The sequence below is a fragment of the Dysgonomonas sp. Marseille-P4677 genome (assembly GCF_016652235.1).
Lineage (GTDB): Bacteria > Bacteroidota > Bacteroidia > Bacteroidales > Dysgonomonadaceae > Dysgonomonas.
Map to the genome: position 1 here is coordinate 1 of NZ_JAEPKU010000094.1, position 16,971 is coordinate 16,971.

At 36.1% G+C, this 16,971-nt stretch carries 11 protein-coding genes; 8 read left to right on the top strand and 3 right to left on the bottom strand.

Translation table 11 applies throughout. The annotated features are described in order from the left end of the window. Positions 1-36: 36 nt before the first annotated feature. Positions 37-2,025 carry a DUF4954 family protein gene (locus JGH11_RS14300; RefSeq protein WP_201112932.1) on the top strand — a complete coding sequence of 663 codons (1,989 nt, stop codon included), beginning with the start codon at positions 37-39 and terminating at the stop codon, positions 2,023-2,025. 85 nt (positions 2,026-2,110) lie between these two features. Here JGH11_RS14300 and JGH11_RS14305 read toward each other — a convergent pair whose 3' ends face one another. Further along, on the bottom strand, positions 2,111-2,371 hold the full coding sequence (locus JGH11_RS14305) for a type B 50S ribosomal protein L31 (RefSeq protein ID WP_050699941.1): 261 nt from the start codon (positions 2,369-2,371) through the stop codon (positions 2,111-2,113). 171 nt (positions 2,372-2,542) lie between these two features. Between JGH11_RS14305 and JGH11_RS14310 the strand changes: the two genes are divergently transcribed. Continuing rightward, entirely contained in the window at positions 2,543-3,736 is a 1,194-nt protein-coding gene (locus JGH11_RS14310; protein ID WP_201112933.1) for a lactonase family protein, read from the top strand. Between the two features lie 233 nt (positions 3,737-3,969). Next, complete coding sequence (locus JGH11_RS14315; RefSeq protein WP_201112934.1) at positions 3,970-6,684, top strand: alpha-L-rhamnosidase; 2,715 nt, start codon at positions 3,970-3,972, stop codon at positions 6,682-6,684. A 73-nt stretch (positions 6,685-6,757) separates the two neighbouring features. Here the strand turns inward: JGH11_RS14315 and JGH11_RS14320 are convergent, their stop codons facing one another. Continuing rightward, the gene (locus JGH11_RS14320) at positions 6,758-7,339 is read right to left on the bottom strand and encodes a hypothetical protein (RefSeq protein WP_201112936.1); all 582 of its coding nucleotides are present in this window, start codon (positions 7,337-7,339) and stop codon (positions 6,758-6,760) included. A gap of 181 nt (positions 7,340-7,520) precedes the next feature. Here JGH11_RS14320 and JGH11_RS14325 point away from each other — a divergent pair, with 181 nt between their 5' ends. Then, positions 7,521-9,137, top strand: coding sequence for an ABC-F family ATP-binding cassette domain-containing protein (locus JGH11_RS14325; RefSeq protein ID WP_201112937.1), 1,617 nt, complete (start codon positions 7,521-7,523; stop codon positions 9,135-9,137). 60 nt (positions 9,138-9,197) lie between these two features. Here the strand turns inward: JGH11_RS14325 and JGH11_RS14330 are convergent, their stop codons facing one another. After that, on the bottom strand, positions 9,198-11,840 hold the full coding sequence (locus tag JGH11_RS14330; RefSeq protein WP_201112938.1) for a glycoside hydrolase family 78 protein: 2,643 nt from the start codon (positions 11,838-11,840) through the stop codon (positions 9,198-9,200). A 407-nt stretch (positions 11,841-12,247) separates the two neighbouring features. Here JGH11_RS14330 and ilvD point away from each other — a divergent pair, with 407 nt between their 5' ends. The 4 genes from ilvD to JGH11_RS14350 all read left to right on the top strand — a co-directional run. Beyond that, positions 12,248-14,077: a dihydroxy-acid dehydratase gene (ilvD, locus tag JGH11_RS14335; protein ID WP_201112940.1), complete on the top strand. Its 1,830-nt coding sequence runs from the start codon at positions 12,248-12,250 to the stop codon at positions 14,075-14,077. Between the two features lie 19 nt (positions 14,078-14,096). After that, entirely contained in the window at positions 14,097-14,627 is a 531-nt protein-coding gene (locus JGH11_RS14340) for a DUF2628 domain-containing protein (RefSeq protein ID WP_201112941.1), read from the top strand. Between the two features lie 135 nt (positions 14,628-14,762). Continuing rightward, entirely contained in the window at positions 14,763-16,463 is a 1,701-nt protein-coding gene (gene ilvB / locus JGH11_RS14345; protein WP_201112943.1) for a biosynthetic-type acetolactate synthase large subunit, read from the top strand. Beyond that, positions 16,456-16,971, top strand: a 516-nt coding sequence (locus JGH11_RS14350; RefSeq protein WP_201112947.1) for a hypothetical protein, incomplete at its 3' end; no start/stop codon positions are given. The genes ilvB and JGH11_RS14350, both read left to right, overlap by 8 nt.

Sequence of the window (16,971 nt, forward strand, 5' to 3'; positions counted from 1 at the left end):
ATAATAAGAAATATACAAAAAACGATAAATACAGAAATGAATTATAGATCACTCACTCCGCAGGAAATAAATATGTTGAGAGCGCAGGATTGTACTGCCGACAACTGGGATAATATTCGGGTAGATGAGAATTTTACTCCCGATTATATAAAGCATGCGAACTTCTCTGGGAAAATAAAGCTCGGAGTATTTGAAGAATATTTTACATTACCTGGTGGTTTAAAGAAACATTCCGGTATAAATCATGCTTGTATACATAATTGTGAGTTAGGTAATAATGTATTGATAGAAAATATTCAGAATTATATAGCAAATTATAATATCGGTAATAATGTTCTAATTCAAAATATACACCATTTGTATGTAGATAAAGAGACTTCTTTTGGTAACGGAACAGAAATCTCCGTATTAAATGAAACAGGAGGGCGTGAAGTTCTTATCTATGATAAACTAAGTGCTCATTTTGCCTATATACTTTCTTTTTATCGGCATCGGCCTATATTGATAAAAAAATTACAGGATATGGTGATGGTTTATACTAAGAACCGTATGTCAAACATAGGTACAATTGGAAATAATGTAACGATTGTGAATGCCGGAGCCATTAAAAATGTTTATGTTGGTGATTGTGCCGTTATTGAAGGAGCCCGCCATCTTGAGAATGGTAGTATAAACAGTAATGAACATGACCCTATACATATTGGATATAGTGTAATGGCTAATGATTTTATTATCTGTTCGGGGTCTCGTGTCGAAGATGGAACAATGCTGACTCGTTGTTTCGTAGGCCAGGCATGCCAATTAGGTCATACTTATTCAGCCAGTGACTCGCTGTTTTTTAGCAACTGTCAGGGCGAAAATGGAGAAGCCTGTGCATTGTTTGCAGGTCCATATACAGTAACTCATCATAAATCAACCCTTTTGATTGCCGGTATGTTTTCATTTATGAATGCAGGATCAGGTTCGAACCAGAGCAATCACATGTATAAACTTGGTCCGATTCACCAGGGTATAGTTGAGCGTGGTGGGAAGACTACCAGCGACTCTTATATACTATGGCCTTCGCGTATAGGTGCATTCTCTTTGATTATGGGGAGGCATTATCATAATACAGATACGTCGTATATGCCTTTTTCATATCTGATTGAGGATAAGAATGAAACAGTTCTTGTGCCTGGTGTAAACCTTCGAAGTGTAGGTACTATACGCGACGCACAGAAATTTCCCAAACGAGATAAACGTAAAGATCCCGATAAGCTGGATCAAATAAATTTCAACTTACTGAGTCCTTATACCATACAAAAGATGTTTAAAGCGATCAGTATACTTCGAGATATGCTCGATACCTGTGGTGAAGCCAGCGACTTTTATTCCTACAAAGGATGCCGTATTAAAAACTCCTCACTGAAGAAAGGTATAAAATTATATACTATGGCAATCCATAAGTTTTTAGGTAATTCTATTATTTCACGCCTTGCTAATTGTCCTTGCACTAGTGATGATGAGATAAGACGATATTTAAAGCCTGATACAGATGCGGGATTATCTGTTTGGAGCGATATAGGAGGTTTGTTGGCTCCTCGGTCTGAAATAGATAATTTAATAGCTGATATCGAGTCGGATAGGATAACACAGGTTGAAGAGATTAATGATGTGTTTGTAAAACTTCATAAGGATTACTATTCTTTGGAGTGGACATGGGCTTGGGATAAAATAAAAGAATTTTATGAACTCTCATTAGAGACCATTACATCGCAAGATATAATAAATATAGTTGAACGTTGGAAAGAAGTTGTAGTAGAGCTGGATAAGATGATTTATGACGATGCAAAAAAAGAATTCTCGTTATCCTCTCGTACAGGATTTGGTCTAGATGGAGATAGAAATCAGAAAAAAGACGATTTTGAGCAAGTACGTGGGCTTTTTGAGGAAAATGATTTTGTTAAAGCCGTTCTGAATCATATAGATACAAAAACTAAATTGGGAAATGAGATGATTGGTCGTTTACAGAAAGTAGTTGGATGATATATAGGCATAAATAAAAAACTCCGAAGAACACTTCGGAGTTTTTTATTTTCTTTCTATTGATAACAGAAAAAACTGCAGTCAATTATTTCTTAGGTTGAGTACGTTTTGCGTAACGGCTCATGAACTTATCAACACGTCCTGCTGTATCCACAAGTTTTTGTTTACCTGTATAGAACGGGTGAGATGCACTCGTGATCTCAAGCTTAACCAATGGATAAGTTACACCATCAATTTCGATTGTTTCTTTAGCATTGATAGTTGAACGAGAGATAAATACCTCATCATTTGACATATCCTTAAAAGCAACCGGACGGTAATTTTCTGGATGAATATCTTTCTTCATTTTATAGTAGTTTAAGTTATTTCTTCTTTTTCAGCCGACAAAGATAGACTTTTTATACCATTAAAACAAAATATTCATTTGATTTTTATATCTAAAAATGCTTGAAACTAATAATTTTTGATTTCTTTTGTTACATAAAATATTTTGGATAATTTAACTCTAAAAAAGATTATGGGGAAATATGTCATCTTACTTATGTTTGCTACTCTTTCTTTGATATCGTGCAATAATAAAAAAAATAGCAATGTCGATAATATGGCAATTAATGCTTTGGATACTATGAATATAGATGCTATTTCTGACGAAACGAGTTTATATTTGATTGTAGGAACATATACAGGTGGTGAAAGCAAAGGTATCTATGTTTATCAGTTCGATACCGTTTCTGGAAATTCCAAATATAAAAACATGATCGATATAGTTAATCCTTCATATTTGACAATAAGCAAAGATGAAAAGTCTGTATATGCAGTGACTGAGGTGGGTGACGGAGAAGCTGCTGCTAACTCTTTTTCTTTCGATAAAAAAGATGGTTCTCTTAAATCGTTAAATACTCAACTAACAGGTGGCGCAGATCCTTGCTATATTGAAATAGATGCAACAGGAAAACATGTCGTTACAGCTAATTATTCAGGGGGAAGTCTAACTGTATTTAATGTAAAAGACGATGGTAGCTTGACAGCTGCTTCACAGGTTATTACTTTTAGGGGAAAAGGAGTTGATGAAAAACGTCAAATGAAACCTCATATACATTGCGTCCGATTTTCACCCGATGGACAGTATTTATTTGCAAATGATTTGGGCACAGATAAGATACATAAATTTGATGTTAATAAAGAATCTTCTGCTAATTATCTGAAGGTTGGAACACCATCTTATTTTAAAGTAGCAGATGGAGCCGGTCCTCGCCACATAGAATTTTCTCCAAATGGAAAATTTGCATACCTAATAACTGAAATGTCAGGTGCTGTAATCGCTTTTAGTTATGATGCGACAAGCGGAAATTTGTCAGAGATTCAAACCATACAAGCTGATACCTTAAATGCTAAAGGCAGTGCAGATATTCATATTTCGCCTGATGGAAAATTTTTATATGCATCTAATCGATTAAAAGGCGATGGAATTGCTATTTTTTCAATTAATCAGACTGATGGTAAATTGACAAAAGTTGGTTATCAGGAGACAGGTATCCATCCGCGTAATTTTACAATCACGCCTAATGGTAAATTTTTACTTGTAGCTAGTCGCGATAGTGATACGATTCAGGTGTTTCAAATAAATAAAGAATCAGGTTTATTAGAAGATACATATAAAAATATTGAATTAGATATGCCCGTATGCCTAAAATTTATATCTTTTAATTAAATCTGAAACATCTATATAGCCATACTCAGTAGGCTTTTTCTATGTCTTAACAATTTTGTCATATTTGAGTAAGATGGATATTCAAAATATCTGTTTCTCTAATGTGACAAAATTTGTATTTCAATATGCAATACTTATTATTTTATAAGTAATAGGATATATTTTGGACTGCGATATACTGTTATTATTATAAAATTGTAGATAGGTCTGAGGCCTTATAAATTAAAATGCCCATGAAAAAACTAACCTTTTTAATTATTTATTTAATGGTATCCTGTTTAGCAATAGAAGCTTCATCAGGGATACAAACTAAGATGTTGCGTACCGAAATGAGAGCTAATCCACTTGGAATAGATATTCAGAATCCTCGTTTTATGTGGCAAATAGAATCAGATAAGTCTGATGTAAAACAGATAGCTTATCAGATAATAGTAGCAGAATCCCTAACAGATTTGAATAGTAAGCAGAATCTTGTTTGGAATTCAGGGAAGACATTATCTGATAATTCTATATTTATTACTTATAAGGGAAAATCTTTAGACTCTCGTAAAACATATTATTGGCAAGTAAAAGTATGGACAAATAAGGGAGAGTCTCCTTGGAGTGAGATTAATAATTGGACTATGGCTCTTACTAATGATAATTGGCAGGCTAAATGGATAGGATTAGATAAGTCAATTAATAAAGAGGATAGACTAGAAGGTGAGACTCGCCTTGCTGCAAGGTATTTACGGAAAGAATTTAATATTCTGTCAAGTATCGGTAAAGCTAGAGTTTACATTACCGGACTTGGATTTTACGAATGTTATATCAATGGTAAGAAAGTCGGGAATGATGTTTTTGCTCCCACAGCAACAGACTATACCAAACATGTAAATTATAATATTTATGATGTAACCGATTTGTTATCCCAAGGGACAAATACTGTCGGTGTGATTTTAGGTAATGGACGTTTCTTTGGTATGCGTAATGGAGGTGTGCGTAATTTTGGATATCCCAGAATGCTTATGCAGTTGGAAGTCGAAGGAGAGAAAGGAGAAAAAACAATATTAGTTAGTGATGATAGCTGGAAAATAACAACTAATGGGCCTATTATCGCCAATAACGAATTTGATGGAGAAGAGTTTGATGCAAATTTTGATATGAAGGGGTGGAGTCGCAATGCTTATAATGATAGCGATTGGATGAATGCTTCTCTTGTTGAAGCTCCTGGTGGAACACTGATCGCCCAGAGAAATCCTAATATTCATATTATGAAAGAACTCAAACCAATCTCTGTGACAAAGACCCCACAGGGAACTTATATTTTGGATATGGGACAGAATATGGTTGGCTGGTTGGCTATAAAGCTACAAGGTGAAAAAGATAAGCCGATCAAAATGGTTTTTGCAGAAAGCTTGAAAGAAGATGGTAGTCTCTATCTGGATAATCTTCGCTCTGCCAAGGTTACAGATATTTATACTCCTGCTGAGGATGGAGAATTTACATGGGAGCCTCGTTTTACTTATCATGGATTCCGATTTGTAGAAGTTACAGGTTTGACATATGAACCTAAAAAAGATGATTTTATAGGAAAAGTTATTTATGATCGAATGTCTGATGCAGGAACTTTCGAGTCTTCAAATACAACATTAAATCAGATATTCCATAATGCATATTGGGGTATAATAGGTAATTATCGCAGTATGCCAACCGATTGCCCTCAACGAGATGAACGTATGGGCTGGCTTGGAGATAGGGCCGCTGGTTGCTATGGCGAGAGTTTTCTTCTAGATAATGCTCTGTTGTACGACAAATGGATACAGGATATTAAAGACGCGCAATTACCGGGGGGAAGCCTTCCTGATGTTGCTCCTAATTATTGGGATGTGCGTACCGAGAATGTTACATGGCCTTCTGCATATATTTTTGCTATTAATATGTTATATGAGCAGTATGGAGACGTCCGCCCTCTACAGCAGCATTACGAATCTGTGAAATTGTGGATTAATCATATGACTTCAAATTATATGACTGATTATATTTTAACCAAAGATAACTTTGGGGATTGGTGTATGCCACCTGAGAGACAAGAGCTAATCCATTCGGAAGACCCGGCCAGAAAAACTGAGGGTGCAATATTGAGTACCACATTTTTTCATCGTCTTTTGCAGATCATGAGCAAATTTGCGGCATTAAATGGTTATATGACAGATCAAAAAGAATTTGATGAATTAGCGCTCAAAATGAAAAATGCCTATAACGAGAAATATCTGAATAAAGAAACAGGGCAATATGGGAATAATACTGTTACGGCCAATATACTTTCGCTAATGTTGGATCTGACTCCATCTGAATACCAGGAGAAAGTATTTGAAAATGTTATCGAAAAAACAGAAGGTGAATTTAATAGTCATGTTAGTACCGGGCTCGTTGGAATAGGATATCTGATGAGAGGGTTAACTAAATATGGAAGACCCGATCTTGCTTATACAATTGCTACTAACCGAACTTATCCTAGTTGGGGATATATGATCGAAAACGGAGCTACTACTATATGGGAGTTATGGAACGGAAATACAGCCGACCCGGCAATGAATTCACATAATCATGTAATGCTACTCGGAGATTTATTGACTTGGTATTATGAATGTCTTGCAGGAATAAGTACCGATAAGAATCTTGTTGGCTTTAAGAAAATAAACATGAATCCTATTTTTCCTGAAAAGCTGGATTATATAAATGCATCATATGAATCTGTATATGGAAAGATTCACAGCGAATGGAAAAGAAACGATAGAGAGATAATCTGGACAATTGAAATACCAGCCAATACTTCTGCTTATGCGACCTTACCCAAAGGCATGAGTTTGAAAAAAGGCAAAGGAACGAGAGATAAAAAAACAATAGAAGGGGTAACATCTTTTTTTATTCCTTCGGGAAGCTATGATTTAGTTATCGGCTATTGAACCCAGAAAAAAAGCTAAAGGGCCATATCATTTGATATGGCCCTTTATTATGAAATTAATTATTTTACACGCCTCAGGTAGACCAAGGGTTTAAGGTCAAAACAAATTTCCACTTATTATCACCTATTAGCTTATATAGGTAATATTTACCGTAGGCGCATTCATAGCCACAATAGAATATTTTATATATTATAACAAACTCTTTATCTTTAGTAAATAAGGGAATGGAATACATGTTTATTTCATCATTTTCTTTTAGTTCTCGTTTTTGTATTTTTTTTCCACCTATATTTTTTGTCCAAACTGAAGATTGGATAGAATTATATTGATCAAGTAAGAACTTTTTGTCGGCATCAGTGAAAAGTGTATCTAATCCTTCCGACCTTTTAAATAAGTATTTATTATCTTGTTCGAAATATTGGATGTCAAGAGCCTTGTTTTCGCTTATAAAGTTGGCTGTATCCCAAGGTGCTGTTTTAACGAGTAAATCTCTGTTTTTACCAAATATTTCTTTTTCCGATTTTTTATCATTGTCTACCATCCATTCCATAAAGTCGTAGATTTCTTTGTCTGAGATAATAGAACTATATGTTTGGGCTGTTACGATGTTCATTACACCCATTAATAGAAGAATTAATAAAAGACTATATTTCATGGCTTGATGTATTTGGTGCAAAATTACGCAAAATATTATAATTATTTTGCTCGTCATTTCAAATCATAAATTGTAATGGCAAAAGAAGATTAGTGTATTATATAAATTCATAATAGCCGAGGGATAATTTGTAACTCATTTTTACCTACCTTTGCAGCTCTAAAAAAATAAAGAAATTTAAATGCTTATAATTGATAGCTTAAAGGTTGAATTAGGTGATAGGATATTGTTCGACAATATCAGTTATATAATAAACGACAAAGATAAAATAGCCCTTGTTGGTAAGAATGGAGCAGGTAAGAGTACCATGCTTAAAATCTTGGCCGGAGTAAATACTCATTACAAAGGATCGGTAACAGGACCCGATGGTGTTACTATTGGTTATTTACCTCAAGTAATGAAAATTGTTGATGGTCGAACCGTACGTGAAGAAGCTTCTTTAGCCTTTTCACACATATACGATTTACAAGCCAATATTGAGGATATGAATAAACAATTAGAAACGCGTACCGATTATGAGTCGGATGATTACGCCAAGCTAATTGATGATTTCACCCATGCTCATGAACGTTTGTCTATGGTAGAAGGAATAAACTTTGAGGGTGAAGTTGAGAAATCATTATTGGGTCTCGGTTTTAAACGAGATGATCTGGATCGTCAGACAAGTGAATTTAGCGGGGGATGGCGTATGAGGATAGAATTAGCAAAGCTTTTGCTTCGAAACCCAGACGTCATGTTATTGGATGAACCTACCAATCACCTTGATATAGAGTCGATAGGATGGCTTGAAGAATTTATAAACACGCAGGCAAAGGCGGTTGTACTTATTTCCCATGACCGTGCATTTATAGATGCTGTTACTACACGTACCATAGAGCTAACCATGGGGCGTATATACGACTATAAAGTAAATTATTCGAAATATGTAGAACTTCGTCAGGAACGTCGCCAACAACAAATACATGCGTGGGAAGCTCAGCAAAAGCAGATCGCCGAAATAGAAGAATTTGTAGAGCGATTCAGAGCACAGGCCGCAAAAGCAGTTTTAGTGCAGAGCCGTATCCGTCAGTTGGAAAAAATGGAGCGTGTAGAAATTGATGAAGAAGATAAATCTCAGATACGTATTCGTTTCCAACCTGCTACCCGTTCGGGTAATTATCCGTTAACGGTAGATATGGTTACCAAAAAATACGATGACTATCTCGTATTTGAAAATGCCAATTTGATGATCGAACGTGGTGAAAAGATTGCTTTGGCAGGGAAAAATGGGGAAGGTAAATCCACATTCGTGAAATGTGTTATGGGTGAAACTCCATATGAAGGTACTATGATGCTTGGGCATAATGTAGAAGTGGGGTATTTTGCACAGAATCAGGCTGATCTGTTAGATGAGGATTTAACTGTATTTGAAACTATAGATCGAGTCGCTGAAGGAGATATTCGTACACAAATACGGAATATACTTGGGGCCTTTATGTTTAACCGTGATGATTCGGAAAAGAAAGTAAAGGTTCTTTCTGGAGGAGAGCGAACTCGTTTAGCAATGATTAAATTATTGTTAGAGCCTGTAAACTTGCTTATTCTCGATGAGCCTACTAATCATCTTGATTTGAAAACAAAAGAAGTTCTGAAAAACGCTTTGCTCGATTATGATGGTACTGTTATTCTTGTATCTCACGACAGGGATTTTCTGGATGGGCTGGTCACCAAAGTATTTGAGTTCTCGGATAAAAAAGTAAGAGAACATATCGGGGGAATTAAAGATTTCTTAGCAAAGAAAAGAGCTTTATCTTCTTGATTTTAGAGATTATTTTGATATAAAAAGCGCGGATTATGTATAATCCGCGCTTTTCTATTTTTATTTCAGGGTAAAATTAAGTGTGTACCTACCTGCTTCTAATCTCAATGTTTCCTTTTCTTTTACATTATCGGGTAGATAAAGGGTTGCATGGCTATTTGCCGGTATTTCTATCGTGTAAATAATCTTTTTCTTTTTGCGTTCCCAACTAGAAATTATTTGTCCATATGGAGAATCATGTTTAGCCTCAAATTGGTCCAGTCCATTTACAAAATTTGGGCGAAGAAGTATATGTTTAAATCCGGGTTGATCAGGGTCTGGTTTAATACCACCAAGGCCTTTAAAAAACCAGCCACCGATTTCGCCAAACATCATATGGTTATCAGAAATATCACGTTCTGCTTTCAAATCCCAATTTTCGAGTAGGGTAGTGGCTCCATTTACAATCCACCAGCCCCACGATGGATATGTGTTCTGAGCAGCTATTTTGTATGCAGTCTCGGCTTGTCCGTTTTCACTCAGTGCATTCAATATCGCCTTAGCTCCTAATACACCCACATCTAAATGAAACCCTGCTTCTTCAACTTTTTTTGCTAAATTTTGTACAACTTTTTCTTTCATATCTTCGGGTACAACATTCCATTGCAGTGGCACACTCAGCTCGGTCTGAGTACCATTGGCATATATTCCGGTTTCCCTGTTTAGATATTTTGTATTTATCGCATTCTTTATTTTTTCGGCGAGTGCTGTATAATGATTGTAATCATCTTTTTTATTAAATAATTTGGCCGCATTTGCCAATATTTGAGTATCTACATAATAGTATATAGAAGACGTTAACTCTAGGCTAGATTGTGATTTCACAGGTACCCAGTCGCCACGCCCCCAAGAAGTCAATCCGTTGGGACTTCTTCGATCTATATAATTCACATACCGTTTAATATTGTCGTAACAATCGTTCAATAATTTACTATCTCCATAGAATAAGTATATATTCCAAGGAATGATGGCTATTGTGCTTGTCCAATCTACACCATTTGCAGTACCATATCCCCATCCTCCGGTAGGAATGATATCGGGTAACACACCGTTGGGCTGCTGTTCGTCTCTGTGGTCGGCAAGCCACTTTTCGTAGACTGTAATTCCGTCATAATTATATAGGGCAGTTTCTATGGCAAAATGTCCATCACCTGTCCATCCATTCTTTTCTCGTTGAGGACAGTCTGTCGGATATCCCATCAGGTTGGATAGATAAGCATTATTTGTTGCCCGCCACAATTTATTTACAAGGTCATTAGATGTTTTGATTTCTCCAGATTGCGGCACGTCACTATGCATGAAATAGGCAGTCAGATTATTTTTATCCAGTTTTATCGGATTACTGCTGATTACTTCCACATAACGAAATCCTTTATAGTTGAATTTGGGCATAAACTCATCTTGGCCTTTACCACTTAATATTATAATGTCGGTTTGGAAAGGATCGCTGTTATCCGTAGGACGGTGATATACATCTATATTAGACATATCCAGATGTCCGTTGCTATATAACCTTTCTCCGTGTCTTAGCTTCAATACTGTGCCTTCTTCGCCTGATACCTGAATCTTAGTCACTCCTGACATATTCCGTCCAAAGTCGAAAATATATGTAGTATCATTTAATTGCTTGACTGTTTGAGCAGCAACTGTTTCTACATTCCGTATCGGCTGTATTTGTTGCGCAGTTACATTTTGGGATGGTACACCTCGGTATCCTACACCATGCCATTTCGAATCATCAAAAGATGGTGTGTTCCAACCCTTTTGTTCCAATCGGGCATCATAGTGTTCCGCTGTATAGATACTATTAAAAATAAGAGCTCCTGATGATGTTTTCCAATCAAGGTCGGATGTAATGGTTTCATTACTTCTGTCGGTATATGTAATTCGAATATCTAAACAAAATGTTGGCCGGTTACGCCATGGTGCATTGTGAAAATTCCATACAGCTCCCGATTGATGATTGTACCAACCGTTTCCAAGTAATACGCCGATAGCGTTTTTACCTTGTTGCAATTGATTGGTTACATCATATGTTACATAGTAGTTTCTTCTATCGAAGCGTGTGTACATAGGGTCTAGGCGATGGTTCCCAATTTTTTCTCCATTTATATACAATTCGTATAACCCTGCGACTGCAATATAGGCTCGTGCCAATTTTATTTTTTTGTTCGTATCGAATGTTTTTCGGAAGTAGGGAGCCGGTTTATAGTTTATATCTTTACCGTCGCTTATCCAAGCTCCCTGCCAATTCTCCATTTTCATCATACCTGTTTCGAAAGAAGATATGGCAGATGTCACTTTCTTATTATCCTTATCCCATATATTTACTTTCCAGTAATATTTGGTAAAAGGATTTAACTCCTTTCCTGCATAGGTTACTAATATATTATCCGACATTAGTTGTCCTGTATTCCATACATTCCCTTTCTCATTATTTACCTCAAGAGAATCTGTTCCAACAATAAGTTGATAGGCTGTTTGTATTGCACCTTTTCTGTTATCATTCAATTTCCATGATAATCTGGGGTTGGGACTGTCTATACCTAAAGGGTTGGATAAATGTTCACAACGTAGCTTTTCGGGACTGCAAAGTTCCTTATTTTGGGCTAATAAGAAGTTGCAGCTTAATAATGTTATAAAGGTAAAAAGGTATGTTTTCATATAGGGCATAAATTAATAAGGTGTAAAAATAACAAAAAAGGTAAAAAAACGAATTATTAAATAGGGATAAGGTGTTATAAATATCTATCATTCCATATTTTCTTAGCCTGTAAAAGAAATAAGTATTGTATTCTACATTTTTTATATTAAAAAATTAATCTTTTCATCATTCGTCTTTAAAAAAAGTAGTGTAAAATTTGTTTTTAAAAAAAAGTTTATAACTTTGTGTATACTTTTAAAGTGAAATAATGACAAATTGCTTTTTACATGTCCTCATTCTTAATATTCTCCTCGTCGGTCTGAATAAATGAGAAAGGTATGTATATTAGTTTTGTAATATAAGGAATAAATGAACATAAGCCTTTCTCATACGTGGGAAAGGCTTTTTTTTAAGCTATAGAAAAGTTATGGGATTTGAATTAAGAAGTTCGACTAGCACACAAGGACGCCGTATGGCAGGAGCCAGAGCCTTGTGGAGAGCAAATGGCATGAAAGAAGAGCAAATGGGTAAACCATTAATTGCTATTGTAAATTCATTTACTCAATTTGTACCCGGTCACGTACATTTACACGATATAGGACAAAAAGTGAAGGCTGAAATAGAAGCATTAGGATGCTTTGCTGCCGAATTCAATACAATTGCCATTGATGACGGTATTGCCATGGGACACGATGGTATGCTTTATTCACTTCCTTCTCGCGATTTGATAGCTGATAGTGTTGAGTATATGGTAAATGCTCATAAAGCTGACGCAATGGTCTGTATTAGTAACTGTGATAAAATTACTCCGGGAATGCTAATGGCTGCTATGCGATTAAATATACCTACTATTTTTGTCTCTGGAGGACCTATGGAGGCCGGAGAGTTGAATAATAAGCATTTAGACCTTATAGATGCTATGATTAAGGCTGCTGATGATTCGGTTTCAGATAAAGAAGTAAGTGCCATAGAACGTGCAGCTTGTCCTACATGTGGTTCGTGTTCGGGCATGTTTACAGCTAACTCAATGAACTGTCTTAATGAAGCTATAGGATTGGCTCTTGCAGGCAACGGAACAATTGTTGCTACTCATGTTAACCGTTTAGAGCTATTCAGCAAGGCAGCTAAACAGATAGTGGAAAATGCTTATAAGTATTACAGAAATGGAGATGAGTCTGTTCTCCCTCGTAAAATAGCAACAAAAGCTGCATTTCTTAATGCTATGACACTCGATATAGCTATGGGGGGATCAACAAATACTATTCTTCATCTGTTGGCTATAGCTCAGGAAGCAGAGGTCGACTTTACGATGGATGATATTGATAAGCTCTCACGTAAGACTCCATGTCTTTGTAAAGTTGCTCCTAATTCACAAAAATACCATATACAAGATGTAAATCGTGCAGGAGGGGTTTTAGGAATTATGCACGAATTGGCAAAAGGAAAATTGATAGATACATCATTGCCTCGTGTTGATGGACTTACATTGGCTCAAGCTATAGACAAATATGATGTAACAAAAGATACAATTATAACTCGTGACGCTGAGCTTACCTATAAATCAGCACCAGGTAATAAAATCAATTTAGTGATGGGTTCGCAAGATAATTATTATGCAACACCCGATACCGATAGAGAAGAAGGCTGTATACGCGATCTGGAACATGCTTATACAAAAGATGGGGGACTTGCTATCCTAAAGGGAAATATTGCTTTGAATGGATGCGTGGTGAAAACAGCGGGTGTAGATGAAAGTATATTTAAATTTAAGGGTACTGCTAAAGTTTTTCATTCGCAGGATGCCGCTTGCGAAGCTATTCTGAAAGGAGATGTGGTAGCGGGAGATGTGGTTATTATTACATACGAAGGGCCTAAAGGCGGACCAGGTATGCAAGAAATGCTTTATCCAACTTCATACATAAAATCGAAACATTTAGGTAAAGAATGTGCTTTGATAACAGATGGTCGTTTTTCTGGTGGCACATCAGGGCTGTCTATTGGCCATGTTTCTCCTGAAGCTGCCTCTGGTGGAGCTATAGGATTGGTTAGAGATGGAGATATTATTGAGATTAATATACCAAAACGATCTATTAATGTAAAACTTACTGATGATGAGCTCGAAGTGCGCCGTCAGGAAGAATTAGCAAAAGGCGAAAATGCATTTAAACCAAACAGAGAAAGATATGTTTCTAAAGCGTTGAGAGCTTATGCGAGTATGGTAAGTTCAGCCGATTTGGGAGCAATCAGAATTATATAACCTTTAAGCTTAAGACATAATGCTACCTAACACACAAGAACAAGATACTTTATTAGATGATATAATTGAAGATACAATGTATTATCGGACTTTTTTCGGAAATGAATCAAGTTATTATGAAGAGCGGAGAGAAAGATTGCTAGCGGGAAGTTCCACAGTTTTTAATCCTTATGCCTTTTTTCTCGGTTTTTTTTGGATGGCTTACCGTAAGATGTACGTAGAAATACTTGTTCTTGCTGCGGTTACTACTATTATCGAATGTCTTATATATTTTGCATTTGAAATAGATAATCCGTCAGTAGATAGAGTTGTGAATTTAGTTTGGGCAATTATTGTTGGTTTATACGCTAATACATTTTACATAAAAAAAGCAACCCGGACAATAGAACAGGCAAAAGAAATGTATGCTAATACTAGCGATCAATTAGATTATGTCGAGAAGCAAGGTGGTACGTCTGCTATTGGTCCGGTGATTGTTGGTATTGTAATTGCGGTTATTTTCTTTGGATTAATTTTTTTAGAAGATTATACAACTAATTTTAATTATTAAAATACAATTTGTTTGTGTAAGTTGTTGTTAAGTCAAATATTCTTTATGTATTTGGCTAGAATAGAAAGGAAATATTATAGATAGTAGTATAGGAATAATATATAATACAAATTAAGATAAACACGATATATAGTTATGGATAACAAGATAACAGGAAGTGAGGCTCTTCTTCGTTCGCTTATTAATGAAGGAGTAGATACTATATTCGGGTATCCGGGTGGTGCTATTATGCCGGTATTCGATTGTTTATATGATTTCAAAAAAGAACTAAACCATATACTAGTCCGTCATGAACAAGGTGCAACTCATGCTGCACAAGGTTATGCCCGTACTTCGGGTAAAGTTGGGGTCGCTTTAGTCACATCAGGCCCTGGTGCAACAAATACGGTGACAGGTATTGCTGATGCTATGATAGATAGCACACCGATGATTGTTATATCCGGACAAGTTGCATCCTCACTTTTAGGTAGCGATGCCTTTCAGGAAGCAGATGTTGTGGGTATTACCCAGCCAATTTCGAAGTGGGCATATCAGATACGTCGCCCTGAAGATATAGCTTGGGCAGTAGCAAGAGCGTTTTATATTGCATCTACAGGTCGTCCCGGTCCGGTAGTATTAGATATAACTAAAGATGCTCAGTTTGGCTCTGTGAATAATTATGAATATAAGAAAGTTACTTTTATACGTAGCTATCAACCGAAGCCTGATGTCAAAGATGCAGAAATAGAAGCCGCTGCGCAGATAATAAATGAGGCTAAAAAACCATTAGCCTTAATAGGACAGGGAGTCATACTTGGTAATGCCGAAAAAGAATTGCTTGCTTTCCTTAATAAAACAGGAATTCCGGCTGCATCGACTGTATTAGGACTGTCAGCAATACCTACCGATCACCCATTGCAAGTGGGCATGCTGGGTATGCATGGAAATATAGGTCCTAACAAAATGACTAACGAATGTGATGTACTTATAGCTATTGGCATGCGCTTCGATGACCGTGTTACCGGAGATCTGAAAACATATGCTAAGCAAGCTAAAGTAATTCATTTCGATATAGACAAAGCGGAGATAAATAAAAATGTTGCGGTCACAGCCCGTGTTTTAGGGGATGTAAAAGAAACCTTACCTAAAATAATTGATAAAGTAAAAGAAAAGACTTATCCGAAATGGTTGGCAGAGTTCAAATCTTGTTATGATAAAGAATATGAATTTGTTATAAAGAACGAATTATATCCTGAATCCGGGCAGTTAAAGATGGGAGAGGTTATTAATAAAGTTTCGGAAGCTACAGGCAATGACGCTATTTTAGTGACAGATGTAGGTCAGCACCAGATGATGGGAGTTCGCTATTTTAAATATAATCACAGTCGTAGTGTCGTTACTTCAGGCGGATTAGGCACCATGGGGTTTGGTCTTCCTGCTGCTATTGGGGCTAAGTACGGGGCGCCTGATCGTACCGTATGCTTATTTGTCGGTGATGGTGGTATCCAGATGACTATTCAAGAACTAGGAACTATTATGCAAACGAATATTGATGTCAAGATAATTATATTGAACAATCATTTTCTTGGTATGGTACGTCAGTGGCAAGAGCTTTTCTTCGAAGAAAGATACTCTGAGACTGTAATGAATAATCCTGATTTTGTGAAAATAGCTGAGGCTTATAATATTACAGCCAAAAAGGTAGAAAAACGAGACGATCTGGATAAGGCTATTACTGATATGCTCACTCATAAAGGACCATATTTGCTTGATGTACAGGTGGAAACTAAAGGGATGGTTTATCCTATGGTTCCGGCAGGAACATGTGTAACAAATATATTGTTGGGCAATGAGTAATAATTGGCGAAAATATATCTTTTTCATTTATCTGCTTTTATCTATTTTTCTGTGTTCATGTAATGGATCGAAAGCTAATAAGCAGGTTGATGATGACTACTCAAGTGCCGATAAATTAGTTTCTATTGCAGTAGAAGAAAAAGAAGAATATTTAGAAAGAATTCATATTCCTGTAATATCCTCTTTCTATATGAAAGGGGTAATTGATGAGAAATATACATTTACAATACGTTTCACTGTCGATAGTGGTAAAGTAGATGGTGCTTACTGTTATAAAGGGAAAGAGGAATGGATAACAATAAAGGGTACAATAAAAGGGGATAATGTAAGACTGGAAGAAACGATTTATAATGGACAAAAGAGCGTATATGTTTCTAATGGTACTTATTTTGATGGAAAGTTCGACTATGATAATGGTACAATAAAAGGGACTTGGCACTCGGCTGACGGAACACGTTCTCTTCCATTTAAAATAGAAAATTATTATAATACAGGATATCCTCAATTC

What these genes read in the sequence shown, in the direction of transcription:
- JGH11_RS14305 (WP_050699941.1), bottom strand. Translation starts at nt 2,371, where the DNA reads ATGAAGAAAGATATTCATCCAGAAAATTACCGTCCGGTTGCTTTTAAG.
- JGH11_RS14325 (WP_201112937.1), top strand. Translation starts at nt 7,521, where the DNA reads ATGCTTATAATTGATAGCTTAAAGGTTGAATTAGGTGATAGGATATTG.
- JGH11_RS14330 (WP_201112938.1), bottom strand. Translation starts at nt 11,840, where the DNA reads ATGAAAACATACCTTTTTACCTTTATAACATTATTAAGCTGCAACTTC.
- ilvD (WP_201112940.1), top strand. Translation starts at nt 12,248, where the DNA reads ATGGGATTTGAATTAAGAAGTTCGACTAGCACACAAGGACGCCGTATG.
- JGH11_RS14310 (WP_201112933.1), top strand. Translation starts at nt 2,543, where the DNA reads ATGGGGAAATATGTCATCTTACTTATGTTTGCTACTCTTTCTTTGATA.
- JGH11_RS14320 (WP_201112936.1), bottom strand. Translation starts at nt 7,339, where the DNA reads ATGAAATATAGTCTTTTATTAATTCTTCTATTAATGGGTGTAATGAAC.
- ilvB (WP_201112943.1), top strand. Translation starts at nt 14,763, where the DNA reads ATGGATAACAAGATAACAGGAAGTGAGGCTCTTCTTCGTTCGCTTATT.
- JGH11_RS14300 (WP_201112932.1), top strand. Translation starts at nt 37, where the DNA reads ATGAATTATAGATCACTCACTCCGCAGGAAATAAATATGTTGAGAGCG.
- JGH11_RS14315 (WP_201112934.1), top strand. Translation starts at nt 3,970, where the DNA reads ATGAAAAAACTAACCTTTTTAATTATTTATTTAATGGTATCCTGTTTA.
- JGH11_RS14340 (WP_201112941.1), top strand. Translation starts at nt 14,097, where the DNA reads ATGCTACCTAACACACAAGAACAAGATACTTTATTAGATGATATAATT.